This window comes from Kangiella taiwanensis, assembly GCF_020005165.1.
Lineage (GTDB): Bacteria > Pseudomonadota > Gammaproteobacteria > Enterobacterales > Kangiellaceae > Kangiella > Kangiella taiwanensis.
In genome coordinates this window covers 524,387-545,126 of record NZ_JAHCLT010000003.1, presented here as the reverse complement: position 1 = coordinate 545,126, position 20,740 = coordinate 524,387, and the positions used below count along the sequence as shown (strand labels likewise).

Here is a 20,740-nt window from a genome sequence, read left to right as displayed (position 1 = left end):
CCTTGAAAAGGCTTGGGGCTTTTTTATGAGCCGGCTAAAGGTGAACCAAAAATACCAACGGCAAGCTCCGCCCAAACTAATAAAAACACGGCAATCAATGCAAGCGTCATTAACGCTCTTTTTGTTGAAGACTTGAGTCTACGAATCCCAAATTCATAGGTAAAGCCAATGATTGCAAGTAATCCTCCGAATACTAAGAAATCACTAAGTGACCAGCTCACTTCTTCGGTAAACTGCATCGCAACCAGTGGAATGGCTAATATCAGGCATATGCCAGTTAACCACCAAGCGCCTCTTTTTGTATTGGTACTCATTTGTCAGCTCCTGAAAATACTTTAAGGATCGTAATTCAACGAAGGTGCCAGCCATTGTTCGGCTTTGTCTAGCGACCAACCTTTACGTTGAGCATAGTCCTCAACTTGATCTTTTTCAATTTTTCCTGTGCCAAAGTATTTTGATTGTGGGTGAGCAAAGTACCAACCAGAAACTGCGGCTGTTGGGTACATGGCAAAGTGTTCAGTGATATTTAGACCGATAGTTTCATCTGGTTTGAGCATCTCCCACAGTGTCCCTTTTTCGGTATGATCAGGGCAGGCTGGGTAGCCGGGGGCAGGGCGTATACCTTGGTATTCCTCAGAAATTAGTTGCTCATTGCCAAGCTTTTCATCTTTGGCATAACCCCAGTACTGTTTTCTAACAAGTTCATGCATTTTCTCAGCAAAAGCTTCAGCTAAACGATCCGCAAGCGACTTTAGTAGTATTGAGTTATAATCATCGTGAGCTTTTTCAAAGCGTTCAACATGCTCATCAATACCGATACCTGCAGTTACTGCAAACCCACCAATATAATCGCTAAGTTTACTGTGTTTGGGCGCAATAAAATCTGACAGGCAGTGGTTGAACTTGCCTTTGCGCGTTTGCTTCTGTTGGCGTAGGTGGTGAAGTGTATAGGTTTTGTTTTGACGCGTATCATCAGCATAAACTTCAATATCGTCACCAGTTGAGTTCGCTGGGAAGAAACCTATGACGCCACGAGCCGTTAACCATTTTTCGTCAATAATGGTTTTCAACATGGCCCTCGCATCGTGGTACAGTTTGGTCGCTGTTTCGCCAACCACTTCGTCATCTAAAATTTTGGGGAACTTACCAGCCAGCTGCCAAGAGCGGAAAAAAGGTGTCCAGTCGATTCGATCGAGTAGGTTCTCAAGCGGGTAGTCATCAAATACTTTTGTGCCCAAGAATGACGGCTTAACAATGTCTTCCTCTTTCCAGTCGATATCTGGTGCAAACTGTCTCGCGTCTTCAATCGACGTTAGCGTCTTTTTATTCATGCGCTGTTCGCGCTGAACCCGAAGCTTTTCGTATTCGTCTTTGTTTTCTTGAACAAAAGCGTTTTTGTCATCACCGAGTAGCTTACTGGCAACGCCAACGACGCGTGATGCATCGGCGACATATAAAGTTGCATGATCATATTGCGGCTCGATTTTAACCGCAGTGTGTATTTTTGAAGTGGTTGCACCACCAATTAATAACGGCAAATCCATACCGCGACGTTGCATTTCTTTGGCCACATTAACCATTTCTTCTAGTGATGGTGTGATTAAGCCAGACAACCCAATAATGTCACAGTTTTCGTTCACTGCCGTTTCTAGAATTTTATCGGTTGGTACCATGACGCCTAGGTCGATCACTTCATAACCATTACATTGCAATACTACGCCTACAATATTTTTCCCAATATCATGAACGTCGCCTTTTACAGTAGCCATAAGGATTTTACCCTTGGGCTTGTCTGCAAGGTTTAAACGTTTCTTTTCCTCTTCCATGAATGGGAAAAGGTAAGCCACTGCTTTTTTCATGACGCGAGCGGATTTGACCACTTGAGGCAGGAACATTTGTCCAGAGCCAAAAAGATCACCCACCACATTCATACCATCCATTAAAGGCCCTTCGATGACATGAAGTGGCCGCTCGAACCCTTGGCGTGACTCTTCAACATCTTCGTCAATAAATTCGGTAATACCTTTGACTAATGAATGCTGAAGACGTTTATTGACTTCCCAGGTTCGCCATTCAAGATCTTGCTTATTCTTCTCTTGGGCGCCATCTTGACGATACTCCTCAGCCAGTTCGAGCAGGATGTCGGTGGCATCATCTTTACGGTTGAGCACCACATCCTCAACCGCTTCACGAAGCTTTTCTGGTACTTCGCTATACACTTCGAGCTGACCTGCGTTAACGATACCCATGTCCATGCCAACGTTAATCGCATGGTATAAAAATACGGCGTGAATCGCTTCACGGACCTTGTCGTTTCCGCGGAAGGAGAATGAAACATTAGAGACGCCACCAGAAATCATGGCATGGGGTAGATTTTTTTTGATCCACTCCGTTGCTTCAATAAAGTCGACGGCGTAGTTGTTGTGCTCTTCAATACCCGTCGCGATAGCAAAAATATTAGGGTCGAAAATAATATCGCAAGGATCAAATCCAACCTGCTCAGTGAGTATTTTATAAGCTCTCGAGCAAATTTCTGTTTTACGCTCAAAGGTATCGGCCTGACCTTGTTCATCAAACGCCATGACAATAACTGCTGCGCCATAACGCTGGACTAATTTAGCTTGCTCAAGGAAGATCGCTTCGCCTTCTTTAAGCGATATAGAGTTGACTACACCTTTGCCTTGGATGCATTTCAAGCCTGCTTCGATCACTTCCCACTTTGATGAATCTAGCATGACGGGTACGCGACTAATATCAGGCTCGGAAGCAATGAGATTTAGAAAGCGTTGCATCGCTGCTTCGGAATCCAACATAGCTTCATCCATGTTGATATCGATAATTTGCGCACCGTTTTCTACCTGCTGTAGTGCGACTTCGATTGCTGTTTCGTAATCGTCTTCTTTAATTAAGCGCAGGAAGCGCTTTGACCCAGTAACGTTGGTTCGCTCGCCAACATTAATAAATAGGCTATCTTCATCGATCAATAAAGGCTCTAATCCCGACAGGCGACATTTTTTGTCTCGATTGGCTTGTGTACGAGGCTTTTTGTTTTTGACTAATTCTGCGAAATGAGCGATATGCTCGGGCGTAGTTCCACAACAACCGCCAATGATGTTAATCATGCCGTCATCGACCCACTGCATCATTTCATGCGCCATATCTTGTGGCGTTTCGTCGTAACCACCAAACTCGTTAGGTAAGCCAGCGTTGGGGTGAACTGATATATTAAATTCGCTAATGCGGTTTAGCTCGGTGACATAAGTGCGCAAATCTTTTGGCCCCAGAGCACAGTTTAAGCCTATGGAAATAGGGTTTGCGTGACGTACTGAGTTATAAAAGGCTTCAGTGGTCTGCCCGGTCAGCGTTCGCCCTGAGGCGTCAGTAATGGTTCCTGAGATCATGATCGGCAGCTCGATCTCATGATCATCAAAGTATTTTTTTACGGCATAAATTGCCGCTTTGGCGTTTAAGGTATCGAAAATGGTTTCAATTAAGATTAAATCAGCACCGCCACGATACAGCGCGTCAGTTGATTCGTAATAAGCATCCGCTAGCTGATCAAAGCTAACGTTTCGAAAGCCCGGATCGTTGACGTCGGGTGAAATGCTACAGGTGCGGTTTGTTGGGCCGAGCACACCTGCGACAAAACGTGGCTTTTCGGGCGTCGAATATTGGTTGGCGATAGCTTTGGCAAGGCGGGCCGACTCAAAGTTAATCTCAGCAGACAGCTCTTCCATGTCGTAATCGGCCATGGCAATACGAGTCGCGTTGAAGGTATTAGTTTCGATGATGTCCGAGCCAGCTTTAAGATATTCTTCGTGGATATCTTTAATGATTTGTGGCTGAGACAAGCTCAATAAATCATTATTACCTTTAACATCACAGTGCCAGTCCTTAAAGCGCTCACTGCGATAATCGTCTTCTTCTAGTGTGTATTGCTGAATCATGGTGCCCATGGCACCATCCAAAACAAGTATGCGTTCCCTAAGTAACTCTTTGATATTTAGATCATTTTCATTTTGAATTGTCATTGTCACTGCGAAACCTATAAAGCTGTTACCTGACTCGTTGTTAGAAGATGCCACCGAACTGGGTGAAATATGCAATTAACTAAAAGATGTATAGACGTCTAAATAGCTTGAAGCTATAATACCACCGAGTTGAAGAAGGGTGAACCTATTTATGGTTATTTATCAGCTAAAAACGATATAGCCTTTTAAAACAACATACGTCTTCATTATTGGCTAATAAGGTTCCATGTGATTAATCGGGAAACCAGTGTAGTTCTGGTACTGCCCCCGCAACGGTAATAAAGAGCGCTCTGACAATGGGCCACTGAGACTTAGTTTTAGTAAAAAATCGTCTTGGGAAGGTGAAAGAGTGGGATGCTTTTAAGTCCGGAGACCGGCCTTATTAGGTGCTGAGCAGAACGGTGGGCTCTTGCTTGGTAGACATTAATGAACTCAAATTTATGCCCGCTAGAATATAGAGATCTAGCAATGACACAAACTTCATTAGCGACTCAAAGGTTCGTCGCTATCGCCGTTACGGCAACGTTAAGCTTAAGCGCAACAGTTAAGGCAGCAGAGCAATCAGATTCACAAGAGGGAGTGTACGACGACAATACGGTTGTTATTATCGCTTCACGCTTCAAAGAGCGAAATGCTCGTTTGCCAACCAACATTACCATAATTTCAAAAGACGATATTGAGCGTAGCAACGCCACTCAAGTTGTCCAGTTATTAAAGCGTGTGGCTGGAGTTCAAGTATCCTCTGTCAGCGGTAAAACTACCGTCAGTATGCGTGGTATTTCTGCTGAACAGGCGGGTAACAATGTTTTGATTCAAGTGGATGGTCGTCGCCTGAATTATACGGATATCGCAGCGCCAGATTTAGAATCTGTGCTGGTCTCAGATATTGAGCGGATTGAAATTATTCAAGGAGCAGCCAGCACTTTGTACGGTGACCAAGCTGTAGCTGGCGTGATTAATATAGTCACGCGCTCAGGAAATAGTAAAGAATCGAATGCGAGCCTAATTGCTGGTAACTTCGGTACTGTGCAGGGCAATGTCAACTTGAACCATACACTAAATCAAGATTGGTCATTTTTGCTCAGTGCGAATTATTTAGAGACCGATAATTACCGTGATCACAACGAGCGTGACCAAAGCCAGTTGGCAGTTAAGTTTAATTATTTAACCGACACGTCAGACTGGTTATTTGAGGCGAATACCAACCGAGAAGACTTAGAAACACCAGGCGCTTTATTGGATTTTGATTTGAGTGAACCAATTCAGTCTCGCCCTGAGTTTGCGAATGATTATGTGGATAGCCAGCAGGATGTGTTGCGTGTGTTTGGCCAAGAAACTATTGATGAAAACTGGCAGTACGCGCTGGATGTGAACTACTTAGACTCAGATATCGAGAGCATCAACAGTTTTGTTGGGTTTCCAACCACGACGGTGAATACTACCGATAGAACTCAGTGGAGTATTTATCCACGAATTAAAGGTGAGTGGCAGGCTGGCAGTGGTTCGATTGATTGGATAAATGGTATTGATTATGACCATGCTGAGTATGACTTTTCGCTGCTCGGACGAAGCAATGAACAGGTGGTCAAAAGTTTATACTCACAACTTTTTATTCCGCTATCAAAGCGCACGGACATTGAGCTTGCTGCGCGATATGCAAGAGTTGAAGATGACTTAGTCGATCTAACCGCTTATCCAAGTGGCATTCGCTTAAAAAATTCAGCGACTGCGTATGACTTGGGTTTGAGTCACCAGTTCAGCGAGGATAGCAAAGGTTATGCGCGTTACAGCAATAACTACCGTTTTGCTAAAGTCGATGAGCAGTCGTATACCGCAGAAGGTGTGGTCGGCCTTGAGCCACAAACAGGCGATTCGTTTGAAGTTGGTTATGAGCAATCGTTTGAGCATGGCTATTTGAAGTTGTCGGCTTATCAATTAGTGTTGGATGATGAAATTTTCTTTGATCCAGCAGCAACACCGCCAGCGGGAGCATTTTTTCCGGGCGCTAACGTTAACGGTGGTGAATCCGAGCGTCTAGGCTTAATTGTAGATTACCAAACGGAGTTGTCTGAGGAATTGACCGCCGGTGCGAACTATCATTTTGTTGATGCTGACATTAAGCGCGGCGAGTCAGGGACTGCCGGAAACCGTATCCCAGGTGTGTCAGAACATACGGTTAATGCTTGGTTCGACTGGCAAATAGACAGTATTTCAAACTGGTATATTGAAGCGAATTATCGCAGTGACCGATACCAAGAGGGTGATGTGGCTAATGCACAGCCTAAAGTCGGTAGCCATGTGGTGCTGAACTCTGCGGTTAATTGGCAGTGGGAGCAGGTGACGTTGGGCATTCGGGTCGATAATTTACTGGATAAAGAATATATCGATTACGCACAGTTTGGTGGCTATTATCCAGCGAATGGCCGTTATGGTTATGTTAAACTGAGTTACCGCTTTTAATGGTCATGGTTCAATCCTTATGGCAAATCGACTAACTCAGATAACAACGGGCGCAGGAGACGGTGGCAACACGCGTTTGGCGGATGGTAAACGAGTCTCTAAGTCTTCACTTCGAATTGAGGCTATTGGTGCTGTTGATGAACTAAATGCTGCGATTGGAGTGTTTGTGGCTACTTTGAAGCAGAAAGAGTGTCAGGACTTTGCGGCGCGCGAAGATGTCGAAGCTCTTTGTTATCAGGTGCAGAATGAATTGTTTAATGTGGGTGGTGAGTTAGCGTCACCGAGTAACCATTTCATTTCAAGCGCCGCAACAGCTGATGTTGAGCATTTTATTGAGCGGATGAATGAAACGCTTCCTCCGCTCAAGGAGTTTGTCATACCTGGGCAGAACCTAACTTCAGCGTATGCTCATATGGCTCGTTGTGTTGCACGCCGAGCTGAGCGTGATGTTGTTAGGCTCAGTGAGCATGACACAGTGTCGACGGAATTATTAGTTTACTTAAATCGTTTGTCTGATGCTTTTTTTATTATGGCGCGACTGACAGGTCGAACGGTATCAACTGATGAACCCCAATGGCAGAAATAAATTATTAAGAGAGTGATTCATGAGTAAGTTATCCGTCAAAACAGCTACCTTAGTCATTATTATTTTGGCAATAGGCGCTTACCGCTTATTTCCACATCCGTTTAACGTTACACCTGTGATGGCCATGGGGTTGTTCGCTGGGACTTATTTTGACAGAAAGTGGTTGGGATTTGCCATACCGTTGCTGTCGATGTTTTTGGCGGATATTTTCTTAGGTTTCCATAACACCATGCTATTTGTCTATAGTGCCATTTTGATCGCTGTTTCGATTGGCTTTCTTCTGAGAAAGTCAGTGAGCCCTTTAAAGGTTATCGGTGCCTCTGTCGCAGGGTCGATTATCTTTTTTGTCATTACCAACTTCGGTGTGTGGGCTGTGAGTGATTATTACCCCAAAACATGGGAAGGCTTAGTAACTTGCTACACCATGGCGATACCGTTCTTTCAGCGAACCTTATTGGGCGACTTGTTCTTCAACGGGGTGTTATTTATCAGTTACTGGTATTTCGCTAAATCATTTGGCCATTACATTATTGATATTAGCCGAGTTTCTCAACGATAGATTATGATGACTCTGAGAAGAGTGGTTTAATTGAAAAGTGCTCAATCGCGAGAAACTCCCTGATGGTTTGCAAACGGATGGTAAGAACTAAATCCGCCGAATCTTCTGTTTTGAGTAGCCATTCTTCGGTTAGCGTTGAACCAATTAAAGCTGAGCTCTTTTGTTCAGAACTATTTATCGAGCCGTAACCTTCTTTTATCTTGTTGTGCATTTCTGCAAAGTGTGCAGCATCTATTTCAGCGCTAAGCTTCTGATCTAAGTAGCGCCAGATGAGCGAATAATTACCTAAATTTAAAGCTCTCACTAGATCATCTACGGTACCCTGTGTGATTTTTAACCGTTGTTCTGGGGTTAGCTCGGCTAAATTGAGGTCAGTAAATTCAAATTTTGACATAGCTTAACAGTCTTTTGCAGAATGCCCTGTAATTCAGATCTGAAATCTCTATAATTGATTCAACGAAATCTACAATGTGATTGGTCAAAAGTCTAGTTTATGATTTATTATGAGATCCATCCTGTAAACCCTGAAGCGCACTTATTTGAAGTAACTCTCCGGTTAGAGTCTGTTGGCGCTGAGGGGCACACGCTTTATATGCCAAACTGGATACCCGGAAGTTACATGATCCGTGACTTCTCTAAACATATCCAGTGGATCCGTGCCGAAAATAGCGAAGGCCCCATGAAGCTTGGACGTATTGATAAGTCGAGCTGGCATCTACCCGCATCGGACTCCTCGGTTGTTGTGACATACCAAGTCTATGCTTGGGATTTGTCGGTACGTGGGGCACACCTTGACCAGACTCATGGCTTCTTCAATGGCACCTGTGTCTTTTTGGCCGTTTCTGGTAGAGAAAAGGAAACTTGTACGGTAGATATTAACCGTCCCGATGGTGAAGAGTATGTACACTGGCGGTTAGCTACAGGTTTGAAGGCGATAGAAGATACAGCAGAATTTGGCTTTGGACGTTATCAGGCTTCTGATTATGACGAGTTAATTGACTGTCCTGTCGAAATGTCGGATTTTAACCTGATCAGCTTTGAGGCTTGCGGTATACCTCACCATATGGTTTTAACCGGTCGTCACAAAGTTGATGATGAGCGTTTGGCAACTGATCTCAAGAAAATTTGTGAGCATCACCTTCAATTCTTTGGCGAACCGGCTCCGATGGACCGGTACCTGTTTATGACGTATGTCTTAGGCAATGGCTTTGGTGGTCTAGAGCATCGTAATTCTACCGCGCTACATTGTAGTCGTGAGGACTTGCCGCTAGAAACAGATGACACCGATGGTGTTAAAGAAACGTATCAGACCTTTTTAGACCTTTGTTCACACGAATACTTCCACACATGGAATGTGAAACAAATTAAGCCTACTGAGTTTTTACCTTACGATACCCAACGCGAAAGCTATACTGAGCTATTATGGGCCTTTGAAGGCATTACCTCTTACTATGACAACTTAGCGTTGGCGCAAACAGAAACTCTTGATAAAGAAGAGTACCTGACCCGACTAGCAAAAACATTAACTGCCGTAAGACGTTCCAAAGGTCGATTCATTCAAACGGTTACCGACTCCAGTTTCGATGCCTGGACAAAATTTTATAAACAGGATGAAAATGCACCAAACGCAGTGGTGAGCTATTACACCAAGGGTGCAGAAATCGCTTTGTGCTTAGATTTGTTGATTCGTAAAAGCACCCACTGGCAAAAGTCTTTGAAAGATATTATGCGTCGCTTATGGTCCGAATACGGGTTAGCTAAAAAAGGTGTGGAAAACGACACGATTCAATCGATGGTGTTAGAAGAAACACCAGACAGTGCACACGAAGAGATACAAAGGTTTTTCCATTTAGCGCTGTATACAACGGATCCATTACCAACAGACTCATTATTGTCATCGGTAGGGCTATCATTGGCTTACCTGCCGCGTAGAGATCGTAATGACCGAGGTGGTTTTAAAGCATCTTTGCCCGAAGATAAGCAGTTATCGGACTTGGGTATTGAGTATAAGTCGAAAGCGGTCGGTGTCCTAGTCAAGAATGTCTACGCGGACTCTGTGGCTGCTGAAGCGGGCGTTTCTGCTGGCGATCACTTACTGGCAATAGATGGTCTGCGTATCAGTGGCTCTGATTTTGATAAACAAGTACAGCAAATATCGGTTGGGGAAACTGTAACCTTGGTAGCTTTTAGACGTGACGAATTGATGGAGTTTGAGGTAGCGCTAGAAGCAGCAGAATGTGATACTGCTTATATTACTTACGATGAAAAGGGTAGCGAAAAAGCCCAACAACAATTCGCACAATGGTTAAATTTAAAAGAATCTGGACAATAAACAATGAAAATAGTGACCTTTAACATTAATAGTATCCGAACGCGAGCTCATCAAATTGAGGCTCTGGTCGAAAAACATGACCCTGACATTATCTGTATTCAGGAAACTAAGGTTCATGACGACATGTTTCCTTTTGATTTATATGAGCACTTAGGCTATCACATGGAAATCCATGGCGGGAAAGCTCACTATGGTGTCGCCACGTTCAGTAAGAAAAAGCCAATTGCTGTCGAGAAGGGTTTTCCTAATGATCCTGAAGATGCTCAGCGTCGCATGATCATTACGACATTTGAATACGGTGACGAGACGATAAAAGTGTTGAATGGTTATTTCCCTCAAGGAGAAAACCGCGAACACCCAACTAAATTTCCCTATAAAGAGAAGTTCTATCAAGATCTACAGGATTATTTAGAAGCGCATGATATCGAGAATGTTAGGACAATCGTATTAGGTGATATTAACGTGTCACAGCTAGATATCGACATCGGAATCGGTGAACCAAATCGCAAACGTTGGTTAAGAGAGGGTAAGTGCAGTTTCTTACCTGAGGAACGTGAGTGGGTTCAGCGCATGTTAAGTGCGGGTTTGTATGATACTTACCGCACGATTAATCCGAATAAAGATGATAAGTTTAGCTGGTTTGATTATCGCAGCCGTGGTTTTGAACGCGATCCGAAGCGAGGTCTACGTATTGACTCTGTATTCGCTTGCGATTGGCTCAATCAGCGTGCGGTAGCCTCGGATATCGACTATGAAATACGCAGTATGGAGCGTCCATCTGATCACGCGCCAGTTTGGACGGAGTTTAACTTAGACAAGTAGTAATTATTTATGACGAAAAGCTGGAAATGGTTAAAAAGGATATTGTGGGTCCTGCTAGGGCTTTTTGTACTGTTGTTTTTAGCTGTTTCAGTTTTCGTCTATATTATTAACTCTGAGTCCTACCTTGAAGATTATTTAAAGGAAAATCTTGGCGTCGAGGCTACAATTGGTGAGTTGGATGTTTCATTACTGAGCGGAACGATTAAAGTTAGCTCCAGTATCATAGGCCCGAAAGATGATCCTTTTATCCAATTTGAACAGTTAGAAGGCGAGCTGGACTATAGTCACTTATGGTCAAGCCAGCTTACGGTTGAGCTACTGCAATTAAACAACGCAAAAGTGCGCTATCCTTTTGAGTTTAAGCTTAAAGAAAGCGAGCAAAGCGCCGAGGAAACATCGTTGCCGTTTGACTTTATTGATGTCGCGGCAATTGATGTAAACAATCTCGATTTCGAATACCGCGGCGAAGTTTCTCTGCTCGCAGAAGGCGCTGAAGTAAAAGTTCGAAACATCCCAGTCGCCGAAGATGGTTTCCTCCTATTCGAAGATCTACAACGGCTAGTCAAAGCAAGTAATACAACGCTAGAGGCGCGGTTAAAGAGCCTGAAGTCTGATAAAACACAACTAAATGACCTTAGCTTAAGTGCACATATCGATGGGCAGCGCTTGGTGATTGATGACATCCATTCGGGGCAGTCATCAATCAATATCAACTTGTTGGATCATTCTCAAGCATCGGCAGCAACAACTGAGACTGCTCAGACAGCGACAACTACAAACCCGCAAGCTAATGATTTAGAGTTACCTTTCGATGATATCGTGATAAAGAAAATCGACTTAGGTAAAACTGACCTTGCGATTCAAGACAAACAAGAATTGTCAATTAAGGCAATAGAAGCGGAATTTTCGGAATTACTGTTAGTTCAAAAAAAGAAAGCTTTATGGTTGGATTGGCCGAGCTTTTATATCGCACAAAACAGCCGTTTTAACCTTAGCTCTGAAGCCATGGCATCGGACATGGTCGACTTTGAAAGCCTAAAAATGTCTGGAGAGTTAAAACAAGGACAGTTTGTTATCCCACAGTTTGAGTTAGCAAAGCCAATCTTTAAGTTGAACGTTGGTAGCGATAGTTCGGGTGGTGGTGAGGTAGCAGAAGGAGCAGAACAATGGTTCTTGCCATTTAAAACAGTCAAGTTACTTAACGGAAGTATAGAGCAAGGAACGGTTCGTTACGCCCAAAGCGATGCGGAACACCAGTTATCCGACATAACTCTTGAGCTTAAAAATACTCCGTTAGTGGTAGATAACAAACCGGTGTTTGCGGTTGATACATTGAACGTTGGCTCAGAACAAGCAAGTGTTTCGCTTAAGAGTAGCGCTTATTCTGGAAGCTATGGTGATGTTGGGAGCCTGACATCTGAAGTGTTACTGGCTGATTCATCCGTTGAGATTAAAAGTGTTGGTATAGACAAAGCCAATGTTCGGTATCAATTAGACACCAAAGCATCAAAGTCGACTGATAAGTCTAGCCAGAGCGAATCTGAGGTGGCAGCAGTGAAGTCAATGCTGCCACTCGAAACGATTGCATTGAGTGAGTTAACGATAAACGATGGTGCAATCGAATTGCAACAGGATGAGCAAAACTACTCCGCTCAAGGCGTTACTCTTAAGCTCTCAAATGTACCTATTTATGCTGGTGGGGACTGGGTAGCGCTAAAACCGCAGAACTGGCAGCAGAAATCGTTGTTAAATCTTGAGACCGCGTCGTTCAAGATGCCACAAGGAGATATTAGTGGGTTAACAGTTAACTCGGAGTATCAAGACAATCGCGTCACGGTTAATGAGCTTGGTTTAGGTTCGGCAGATCTATCTATTGATGCAGCAGCTGACGATAAGAATCAAAACACGCCATCAAGCGAGTCACTTCCGATTGATTATGTGGAGCTTAACAATATTGATCTTCGTCAGATAAGTTTGCGCTACCGTAACGATGATGTTCAGTACCAAATGTCTGGTGGCAACCTAACATTAGATAGCTTTCCATTGGTGCGAAGCGGCCAGCTGGTTAGCGATCCGGTGCCACATTTTAGTAATGCTGCGAATTCGATTAACTTAAACATTGGCAAGCTCAGTGTGCCCGAAGGTAGTGTCGATGGTTTGCAGCTTCGCGGCACGCTTCGAAATAAAGACTTAATGCTAGATTATCTCAGGACGAGCTCGGCGGATCTCACTTTGACTCAAGCTGGAGAAGCCCAAACTGAGCAAGAAGATGATAAAGATGCTAAGGAGAAACAACAAAGCGAACCTGAGAAGTTTGCCCTGCGGACTCTTAAAATAGGTGATTTAAAACTGAGCGGTGTCAATGCTCAAATCAAACAAGGCCCAGGCGAAGAGCAAGAGGACGAGGCTGAAGTCATTTCAGTTGAGAACTTGTACTTAGGAGCTACAGAGTTAGTTTTAGCAAAAAATCACCAGACCATTGACCAGTGGTACGGCTCTCAACTTGAGAATGCTTTTACCTTGGTAGCGCTGAAAGTCGGCAAAATAGCGCAGAAGCAAACGGACATTAATGATCTGACGGTAACCGCGATTCAAAACAATCAGACTATCACTATTCAGCCGTTAAGGATGACCATAAACGAAGCACCGTTAAGTGCCAAGTGGGTCATTGATCTCACCCAGCAACCGTATCGTTCTACTTATATTTCTGAATTCAATAACTTACTCCTCGAAAAATTGGTTGAGCCAGAAACCGAAGACGGCATTGCAATGTCAGGAAGCCTGCAGGGTGATATTGACGTTGAGTTCTATGGGTTGGAAGCAGAAACCATAGCGGATACGTTACAAGGAAAAATTTTAGTTCGTAATCAAACGCCGGTGACGCTGCATCGACTCAATGTGAATAAAGTTTTGAGAAGCTTCTTAGACAGTCAAAAATTCGGGTTGCTTGATGTTGGTGGTTTCTTACTAGCTGGGCCGTTAGGGCTATTGGCATCACAAGGTGTGAGTATACAAGACACATTAAGCCAGCTGGGAGCAGACCAAGGGGATACGCATTTCTCTCACCTTAACGTGGATATGGATATTGCCAAGGGCGTCATGACCACCAAAGATGTCGCTGCTGCAACGCTTAAGTACCGCTTTGCATTTAATGGTCAAATTAATTTAGCAGAACAGCAGTTTAACGATTTTGAGTTCGATATCATTAATGAGAAGGGCTGTAGCGAATATGGGCAGACCTTAAATGGTAGTTTAGCCTCGCCTGAGATTGAAACCTTTACTGCTGCTTTTGACGCTGTGACAGGTTCCATCACAGGGCTGTTTAAGCAAGGCGTTGGTCTAATTACGGGAGGAGCCTGCTCGGCTATCTATGAAGGCGTGGTACCACACCCTGAAGACGGTGCTGAGATTATTCCTAAAGAGCAACAGCGTACGATTGATCCTAATGCCGAACCGAGTGCTACCGAAGGAGGCACTGCTGAAGAAGACGCAGTTGACGAGCCTTCGGTAAATGAGACCGCAGGTGAGGGTGATAACTAAGCGTTAGCGATAGCGCCTTTGTTAACACCTTCAAACGCTTTCACTTGAAGCGTGGCATGTGGCTCTATGATTTTCAGCTGTTTTGCAATATGACTGGCGATAAGCTCTACGGTTGAATCACTCTTCATCAAGTGACATCGTGCTTTAGGCAGTTCTAGTGAAAAGTATCCTTGCTCACTGGTGTAGGCGAAGCGGTAATAGTCAGCGCTGCTCTCAACTTCAGGCTCAACCAAGTCTTCTTCCGTACCAATATAAATATCTTCCCACTTTTCACACCACAATGCTTCGAGCTCTTTATTGCGTTGGCCGTTATCATAAATATGAATCTGTGAGCGGTGGCCGTGCGCAATTCGCTGGCAGTCGCCTAAGTGCTTTTTTAGGCCATGGGCGTAATGGTAATAATCGCCTTGGATATCTTCGGTGCTCAACGACAGGTGAACCTTGGCAACGTTCCCCGGGACGACGTCTAGGCAGGCCTTATTTAAGACCTTTATCACAGCTTCCATACTGACCTCTTCTGCATCCAGCAGAACTATTGCCTGTTCGGGTGACTGGTGATAATAACGATGGTTCGAGGTATCGCTTAAAGTCAGTTTAACGCCTTGCTCATTGGTTTCACTGTTGACGTGATGACTTCCCGCGGGCACGACAAATTTATGATCAACGGTGGCGTCAATTGCTTGCTTGATTCGCTTTTTGACATCACCGAAGTCGAAAACCATACCTTGATCGTCAAGTTCACCCTCTAAAACAAGGTCAACGATCCAGCTCTCGCCGACGATTCCACGGTGAATATCGAAAAAAGCAAAGTCTATAACAGTGAGTTGGTCAACAAAGAGTGCGGGCATAGCCAAAACCAAGAGCGGGTTAACGTTTAATATTGAGGTGAATTATAGCATAATCACTGCAAACTCTAATGAAGATTTTAACGATGACAAAAAAATATGACTTGTATGCGCTAGGTAATGCATTGGTTGATGTGGAAATTGAAGTCAATGAGACAGAGCTAGAGCGATTGGGCGTTGAAAAAGGCGTCATGACCTTGGTTGACGAAGAACGCCACGATTATTTACTGGGGCACTTAGAAGGTAATATACACCAACGAGCTTCAGGTGGTTCTGCAGCGAATAGCGTTATCGCTTTAGCACAGCTTGGTGGCAAAGCGTTCCACTCGTGCAAAGTAGCGAAGGACGAAGCCGGTGTTTTTTATTCGGATGACCTAGACGAAGCGGGCGTGACTAATACGCTGAGCAAGCTTGAAGATAATCACGGTACAACAGGTAAGTGTTTGGTGATGATCACGCCTGATGCCGATCGCACCATGAATACCTTCTTAGGCATCAGCAGTGAATTGAAGGAACAAGATATTAACTATGAAGCGCTTGCCGATAGTCAGTATTTATACATCGAAGGCTATCTCGTAAGCTCGCCGGACGCGCATCTCGCCGCGATAAAAGCTCGTGATTTTGCGCGAGAGAACGGCGTTAAAGTGGCGACGACTTTGTCTGATCCGAATATGGTTCGCTTTTTCAAGCCAGAAATAGAGCAGATCCTTGATGGCGGTGTTGATCTGTTATTCTGTAATGACGATGAAGCACTTGAATATACAGGCGTTGATACGGTCGAGAAAGCTTTAACCATTTTGTCACAGCAGGCCAAGCAAGTTGTGATTACACTGGGTAAGAAAGGATCGCTATTCTTTGATGGTGAAAGCGTGCAAACCATTGAGCCTTTTGAAGTAAAAGCGGTTGATACCAATGGTGCAGGCGACATGTTCGCAGGTGCATTTATGTACGGTATCACTAACGGTTTGAGTTGGGCTGATGCCGGTAAGTTGGCAAGTTTCGCTTCGGCACATTTAGTCACTCAGTTCGGCCCTCGCTTAAAACCTGGAGCAGTGAAAGAGCTGCAACAGTTTGTTGAGAAAGAGTTTAATCTCTAGGCATCGCCTCTGTTTATTATGACTCGACACATCAGTATCATGCGGCATGGCGACGCTCCCTACATCAATGGCGAGCGTCAGATTTCCGAGTTAGGCCATCAGCAGATCAAGCTGATGGCTCACTGGTACGCGGATTATTTGCTTGAGCATGGCCTAGAGCTTGAGACTCTGTTAGTGAGCCCAATATTGCGAGCCCAGCAAACGGCAGATACTTTTGAGGAAGCATTCAGGCAACAGGTGAATTATTCGTGGCAGCGTGACACAGAAGCGTTGCTTAAGTCTGAAGCGAACCCGGAGATAACCATTCCCTACGTGGAAGAGGTGACGACCGGCACAACCCTATTAATCAGTCACATGCCACTGGTTTCACACCTATGGGCGGGCTGGCTAAATGGTGAGTCACAATATTTTCCGACATCGTCTATCGGTTGCCTGACATTATCTTCTGATAACAAGCATAACCGCACTCAAAAAGTCGTTTTTAGAAGTCCTGAATAGATGGTTCCCAATAATAAACTGGAAGTCCTTGCTAAAAATAGCTAGCATTGCGGTTCTATGACATTTGTGTGACATCGGCTTTGAACCAACAACAACCTAAAAAAGCAAACTTATTAAGAGCCTGGTGGGTCATTCTGGCTTCTATCGCGGCAACTGGTAAATACAGTCTGCTCACGTTAACGACTGCCTTAATGAATCGTAGCGAAGCCGCGAAACAACACGTTAGGCCAAAGATTGACCGCATTATTTACCGCTGGGGAACTAGCCTGGTCAAAGCGGTCAGGTTGCGCTGGACGCTCGAAGGTGACTTGGAGGCAGAGGCTGAGCCTGGTAGACGCGTTATTATCGTGGCCAATCACTCTAGTGCTTATGATATTCCGCTTATTTTTGCAGCGCTCCCCGGCAGTATCCGCATGATTTCTAAGAAAGAATTGTTCAAGATACCCTTACTGTCGAGAGCCATGAAAACGGCGGAAATCTTGTCAATTGATCGCCAAAACCGTCAACAGGCGATTAAAGATCTGTCGATTGCTAAAGATAAAATGGAAAGTGGCATCAGAATTTGCATGTTCCCAGAAGGAACACGTTCCAGCGATGGGAAGCTTTATCCGCTAAAAAAAGGCGCGATACGTTTAGCGATTGATACCAATGCGCTGATTATCCCAGTGGCGATTGAAGATATTTATAAGGTGTTGCCAAATAAAAAGTGGTTACAAATGCGACTTAATCAAAGCGTTACTGTTAAAGTTGGAAAAGCGATTGATTGTCGTGACTTTGGGGTAGCCGATCGCAACGAATTGACAGAATTAGTATATAATTCCTTATACAGCATGTTACGCCAGCAGCAGGACGAGGTAGCACCATGAGTGAGCAAGATATTTATCAGCAGGCTGAGCTTGAATTAAGCAGTATTGCTGACTTCGTACGCTTTGCCGCGACTCAATTCCATCAAGCAGACCTTTATTTCGGTCATGGAACTGATAATCCGTGGGACGAAGCTGTTGCAGTTGTGTTGCAAATGCTTGATTTACCATCAGATTACCCGCAAAGCATGCTTGGCGCGAAGGTTCTGCCTGAAGAGAAAAAGCATTTAATTCATGCTATCAAAACTCGAGTGACACAGCGAAAACCATTGGCATTCATTACTAATAAGGCGTACTTCGCTGGGTTGGAGTTCTTTGTCGATGAGCGTGTGTTGGTACCTCGCTCGCCGATTGCTGAGCTTATCCATAATGATTTTTACCCTTGGCTAGAAGCTGATAATCCTAAAATATTGGATTTATGTTGTGGCAGCGGCTGTATCGGTTTGGCAATTGCAGCTTTTATCGATGACGCAGAGGTGGTGATGTCAGACATCTCTGAAGATGCACTAACCGTTGCCGAAATTAATATTGAACGATTAGGCTTGTACCACAAAGCCAGAGCGGTTCAGTCTGATTTGTTTGATGGTTTGGAAGGTGAGCAGTTTGACCTTATCGTCTCTAATCCACCCTACGTTGATGCTGAAGACCTAGCAGACATGCCGCAAGAATATCATCACGAACCAGAAATTGGCTTAGGCTCAGGTAATGATGGGCTGGATATTACGCGTCAGATTTTAGAAACGGCGAGCCACTATCTCACAGAACAAGGTGTGTTGATTGTCGAAGTCGGCAATAGTTGGCCTGCATTAGAAGAAACATTCCCTGAAGTGGACTTCCACTGGATAGAGTTTGAGCAGGGTGGCGACGGCGTTTTTGTATTGACGAAAAAGCAACTATTGGAACATTTTAGTTAGTTCATGTTATTTGAGCGCGCGCCTTTACAAACATCAAAGACTCCCGTTCACTGTGTTCAGCACTTAGCTGAGTGCTTCAATCAGGCTTTTGCTGAATATCATACGATACTCAAGCCAGGCGCTGATGAACCTTTTTATCAGGCGAGCCAAGACGGTAACCCTGCGACCATATTCTCAACGCATGACTATTTCTCTAGCGCACTTCATGAAATTGCTCACTGGTGTATTGCTGGGGAAAAGCGACGAAAACTTAATGACTATGGCTATTGGTATGAGCCCGATGGTCGCTCTTTGCAGCAACAAGCCTTGTTTTTTGAAGTCGAGGCTAAGCCACAAGCGTTAGAATGGGCGTTCAGTTTGGCGGCTGGAATTCCATTCCGCATCAGTGTTGATAATCTTGACGGAGGCGTAGAAGCTCGCCATGATGCTGAGAACTTCCGAGATCGCGTCCATCAGCAGTTAGTCGCTTACATCTCGCTTGGATTTCCTTTGCGAGCATTAGGTATGATTCAGATGTTAAGCTGTATGTACCGTAATCACCAACCCATTCAAACTCCACACAAAAGCACATGTTTACTTTAGGTTTCATTATTAACCCTTTTGCTGGGATCGGCGGCAAAGTCGGTCTGAAAGGTAGTGATGGCGAAGCGATTCGCACTGAAGCATTTGCCCGAGGCGCTAAACCTCAAGCCGTTGAGCGAGCTCGCGTGGCTTTAGAAAGCTTGGAGCCATATCGCTCTGAGTTAAGGATCTTAACGGCTTCTGGAGACATGGGTGAGAACCTATTACAAGAGATGGGCTTTCAGTTCGACGTGGTACATCAAAGCCAAGAGCCTTCAACTCATGAGGATACGATTGCCGCAGCGCGCAGTATGTTGAGGCAAGATCAAAAGCATAATGGTGATAGTAGCATTGATGTTCTGTTGTTTGCCGGTGGTGACGGTACGGCAAGGAACATTTATGAGGCAGTTGATGGTGCTGTGCCTGTGTTAGGAATTCCTGCAGGTGTCAAAATCCACTCAGGTGTTTATGCTGTGACACCGCATGCAGCGGGGCTGGTGATCGAAAAAATGATCAACAAAGAGTTGGTCAGTCTGCTTGAAACCTCGGTCATGGATATTGATGAAGAGGCTTTCCGAGAAGGAGTGGTTCGGGCAAAGCAATACGGTGAAATGCAGGTACCGGCTGAGCACCGCTATATTCAAGCCACCAAGTCTGGTGGTCGTGAAGTAGAGGAGTTGGTGCTGCAAGATATCGCGGATTACATTGTTGATAACATGGAGCAGGACGATTATTACTTAATTGGTTCTGGCTCTACTTGCGCTTTTTTGATGGAGACTCTGGGGCTAGAGAACACGCTACTGGGTATCGATTGTGTGCATGGTGGTGAGGTTATCGCTAATGACATGACTGAGGCAGATATTTTAGAGTTGCAGTCTCGGCATCAAGGGAAGGTTAAACTAGTCATTACGGTCATCGGCGGTCAAGGCCACATTATCGGTCGAGGCAACCAGCAAATCAGTGCGAAAGTGCTGTCTCAACTCGATAAGGACGATATTTTCATTATTGCCACTAAAACCAAACTCAAAGAGTTGGATGGTAAGCCGTTGATAGTCGATAGCGATGATAGTGAGCAAAACCAACGTTTGGCCGGTGTGATCCGTGTTATAACGGGTTATGAAGACTTCGTTTTATATCCTGTTGGCATCGAGAGTTCGTAAAAACTAAGTCATTTGCCCATTGTTTTGTGCGAGATCTCGCACAAGGGCTTGAGCATATTCTGAAAAGACCCAGCGATTTAACCTGTATTTTTAATGCTTATTTTGTAAGCTGTTGATATGAAATGTTTTTTTGTGGTTTCTCAGGCGGTAGTTTCTTTTCCCTCATGAATTTGTCCATTGTTCCTATTAAAGTTTTTGTTAAAGTATCTTCCGTGTTCAGGGAGAACACACTATCTACAAATCGACTATCTAACGATAGATTAAGGAATAATAATTTAGGACTTATTAAACGGACGTATCATCCAAGGTTGGATAACGGAAAACTGTGGGACGGACTCATCCTATATTGAAAGCGGCTTTAGCCGCTTTTATTTTGCCTGCTATTTTTAGCTTGTAGAGATTTTAACTAGGCCTCTCTGTTCAGCCTTTTCCCATATCATTCATCAAGTTAACCTTAAATCTTAATTTCTTT

General features: G+C 44.4%; 16 protein-coding genes and 1 riboswitch. Of the genes, 12 read left to right on the top strand and 4 right to left on the bottom strand.

Features of this window, described 5'->3' with window-relative positions; genetic code table 11:
- Window positions 1-23 precede the first annotated feature (23 nt).
- Both KFK88_RS11630 and metH read right to left on the bottom strand, forming a co-directional pair.
- Complete coding sequence (locus KFK88_RS11630; protein WP_223579913.1) at window positions 24-314, bottom strand: hypothetical protein; 291 nt, start codon at window positions 312-314, stop codon at window positions 24-26.
- Between the two features lie 21 nt (window positions 315-335).
- Window positions 336-4,031 (bottom strand): methionine synthase, encoded by a 3,696-nt coding sequence (gene metH / locus KFK88_RS11625; protein WP_223579911.1) that lies wholly within the window; start codon window positions 4,029-4,031, stop codon window positions 336-338.
- Window positions 4,032-4,233: 202 nt separating this feature from the next.
- Window positions 4,234-4,427: riboswitch (cobalamin riboswitch) on the top strand.
- A gap of 72 nt (window positions 4,428-4,499) precedes the next feature.
- On the opposite strand from metH, the gene KFK88_RS11620 reads away from it, so the two are divergent.
- The 3 genes from KFK88_RS11620 to KFK88_RS11610 are packed head-to-tail and all read left to right on the top strand — an operon-like array spanning window position 4,500 to window position 7,636.
- A complete protein-coding gene (locus KFK88_RS11620) occupies window positions 4,500-6,491 on the top strand; it encodes a TonB-dependent receptor (RefSeq protein ID WP_223579908.1) in 1,992 nt (663 codons plus the stop codon).
- Window positions 6,492-6,510: 19 nt separating this feature from the next.
- On the top strand, window positions 6,511-7,077 hold the full coding sequence (locus tag KFK88_RS11615) for a cob(I)yrinic acid a,c-diamide adenosyltransferase (protein WP_223579905.1): 567 nt from the start codon (window positions 6,511-6,513) through the stop codon (window positions 7,075-7,077).
- A 19-nt stretch (window positions 7,078-7,096) separates the two neighbouring features.
- The gene (locus KFK88_RS11610) at window positions 7,097-7,636 is read left to right on the top strand and encodes a DUF6580 family putative transport protein (RefSeq protein ID WP_223579902.1); all 540 of its coding nucleotides are present in this window, start codon (window positions 7,097-7,099) and stop codon (window positions 7,634-7,636) included.
- Between the two features lies 1 nt (window position 7,637).
- Here the strand turns inward: KFK88_RS11610 and KFK88_RS11605 are convergent, their stop codons facing one another.
- Window positions 7,638-8,030: a hypothetical protein gene (locus KFK88_RS11605; protein ID WP_223579899.1), complete on the bottom strand. Its 393-nt coding sequence runs from the start codon at window positions 8,028-8,030 to the stop codon at window positions 7,638-7,640.
- 99 nt (window positions 8,031-8,129) lie between these two features.
- On the opposite strand from KFK88_RS11605, the gene KFK88_RS11600 reads away from it, so the two are divergent.
- Genes KFK88_RS11600 through KFK88_RS11590 form a run of 3 tightly spaced genes read left to right on the top strand, consistent with a single transcriptional unit; the run spans window position 8,130 to window position 14,330 of the window.
- The gene (locus KFK88_RS11600; protein ID WP_223579896.1) at window positions 8,130-9,968 is read left to right on the top strand and encodes a M61 family metallopeptidase; all 1,839 of its coding nucleotides are present in this window, start codon (window positions 8,130-8,132) and stop codon (window positions 9,966-9,968) included.
- Between the two features lie 3 nt (window positions 9,969-9,971).
- Window positions 9,972-10,790: an exodeoxyribonuclease III gene (gene xthA / locus KFK88_RS11595; RefSeq protein WP_223579893.1), complete on the top strand. Its 819-nt coding sequence runs from the start codon at window positions 9,972-9,974 to the stop codon at window positions 10,788-10,790.
- 9 nt (window positions 10,791-10,799) lie between these two features.
- Entirely contained in the window at window positions 10,800-14,330 is a 3,531-nt protein-coding gene (locus tag KFK88_RS11590; RefSeq protein WP_223579891.1) for an AsmA family protein, read from the top strand.
- On the opposite strand, the gene KFK88_RS11585 is transcribed toward KFK88_RS11590, so the two are convergent.
- Complete coding sequence (locus tag KFK88_RS11585) at window positions 14,327-15,178, bottom strand: 6-pyruvoyl trahydropterin synthase family protein (RefSeq protein ID WP_223579888.1); 852 nt, start codon at window positions 15,176-15,178, stop codon at window positions 14,327-14,329. The genes KFK88_RS11590 and KFK88_RS11585 overlap by 4 nt on opposite strands.
- An 83-nt stretch (window positions 15,179-15,261) precedes the next feature.
- On the opposite strand from KFK88_RS11585, the gene KFK88_RS11580 reads away from it, so the two are divergent.
- The 6 genes from KFK88_RS11580 to KFK88_RS11555 all read left to right on the top strand — a co-directional run bounded on the left by KFK88_RS11580 (window position 15,262) and on the right by KFK88_RS11555 (window position 20,268).
- Window positions 15,262-16,272: an adenosine kinase gene (locus tag KFK88_RS11580; protein ID WP_223579885.1), complete on the top strand. Its 1,011-nt coding sequence runs from the start codon at window positions 15,262-15,264 to the stop codon at window positions 16,270-16,272.
- Between the two features lie 18 nt (window positions 16,273-16,290).
- Window positions 16,291-16,770 (top strand): SixA phosphatase family protein, encoded by a 480-nt coding sequence (locus KFK88_RS11575; RefSeq protein WP_223579882.1) that lies wholly within the window; start codon window positions 16,291-16,293, stop codon window positions 16,768-16,770.
- 68 nt (window positions 16,771-16,838) lie between these two features.
- Complete coding sequence (locus tag KFK88_RS11570) at window positions 16,839-17,636, top strand: lysophospholipid acyltransferase family protein (protein WP_223579879.1); 798 nt, start codon at window positions 16,839-16,841, stop codon at window positions 17,634-17,636.
- Entirely contained in the window at window positions 17,633-18,547 is a 915-nt protein-coding gene (gene prmB / locus KFK88_RS11565) for a 50S ribosomal protein L3 N(5)-glutamine methyltransferase (RefSeq protein ID WP_223579875.1), read from the top strand. Before KFK88_RS11570 ends, prmB begins: the two co-directional genes overlap by 4 nt.
- Before the next feature lie 3 nt (window positions 18,548-18,550).
- Window positions 18,551-19,129 (top strand): elongation factor P hydroxylase, encoded by a 579-nt coding sequence (locus tag KFK88_RS11560; protein WP_223579872.1) that lies wholly within the window; start codon window positions 18,551-18,553, stop codon window positions 19,127-19,129.
- A complete protein-coding gene (locus KFK88_RS11555; protein WP_223579869.1) occupies window positions 19,117-20,268 on the top strand; it encodes an ATP-NAD kinase family protein in 1,152 nt (383 codons plus the stop codon). Before KFK88_RS11560 ends, KFK88_RS11555 begins: the two co-directional genes overlap by 13 nt.
- The last annotated feature ends 472 nt before the right edge of the window (window positions 20,269-20,740 follow it).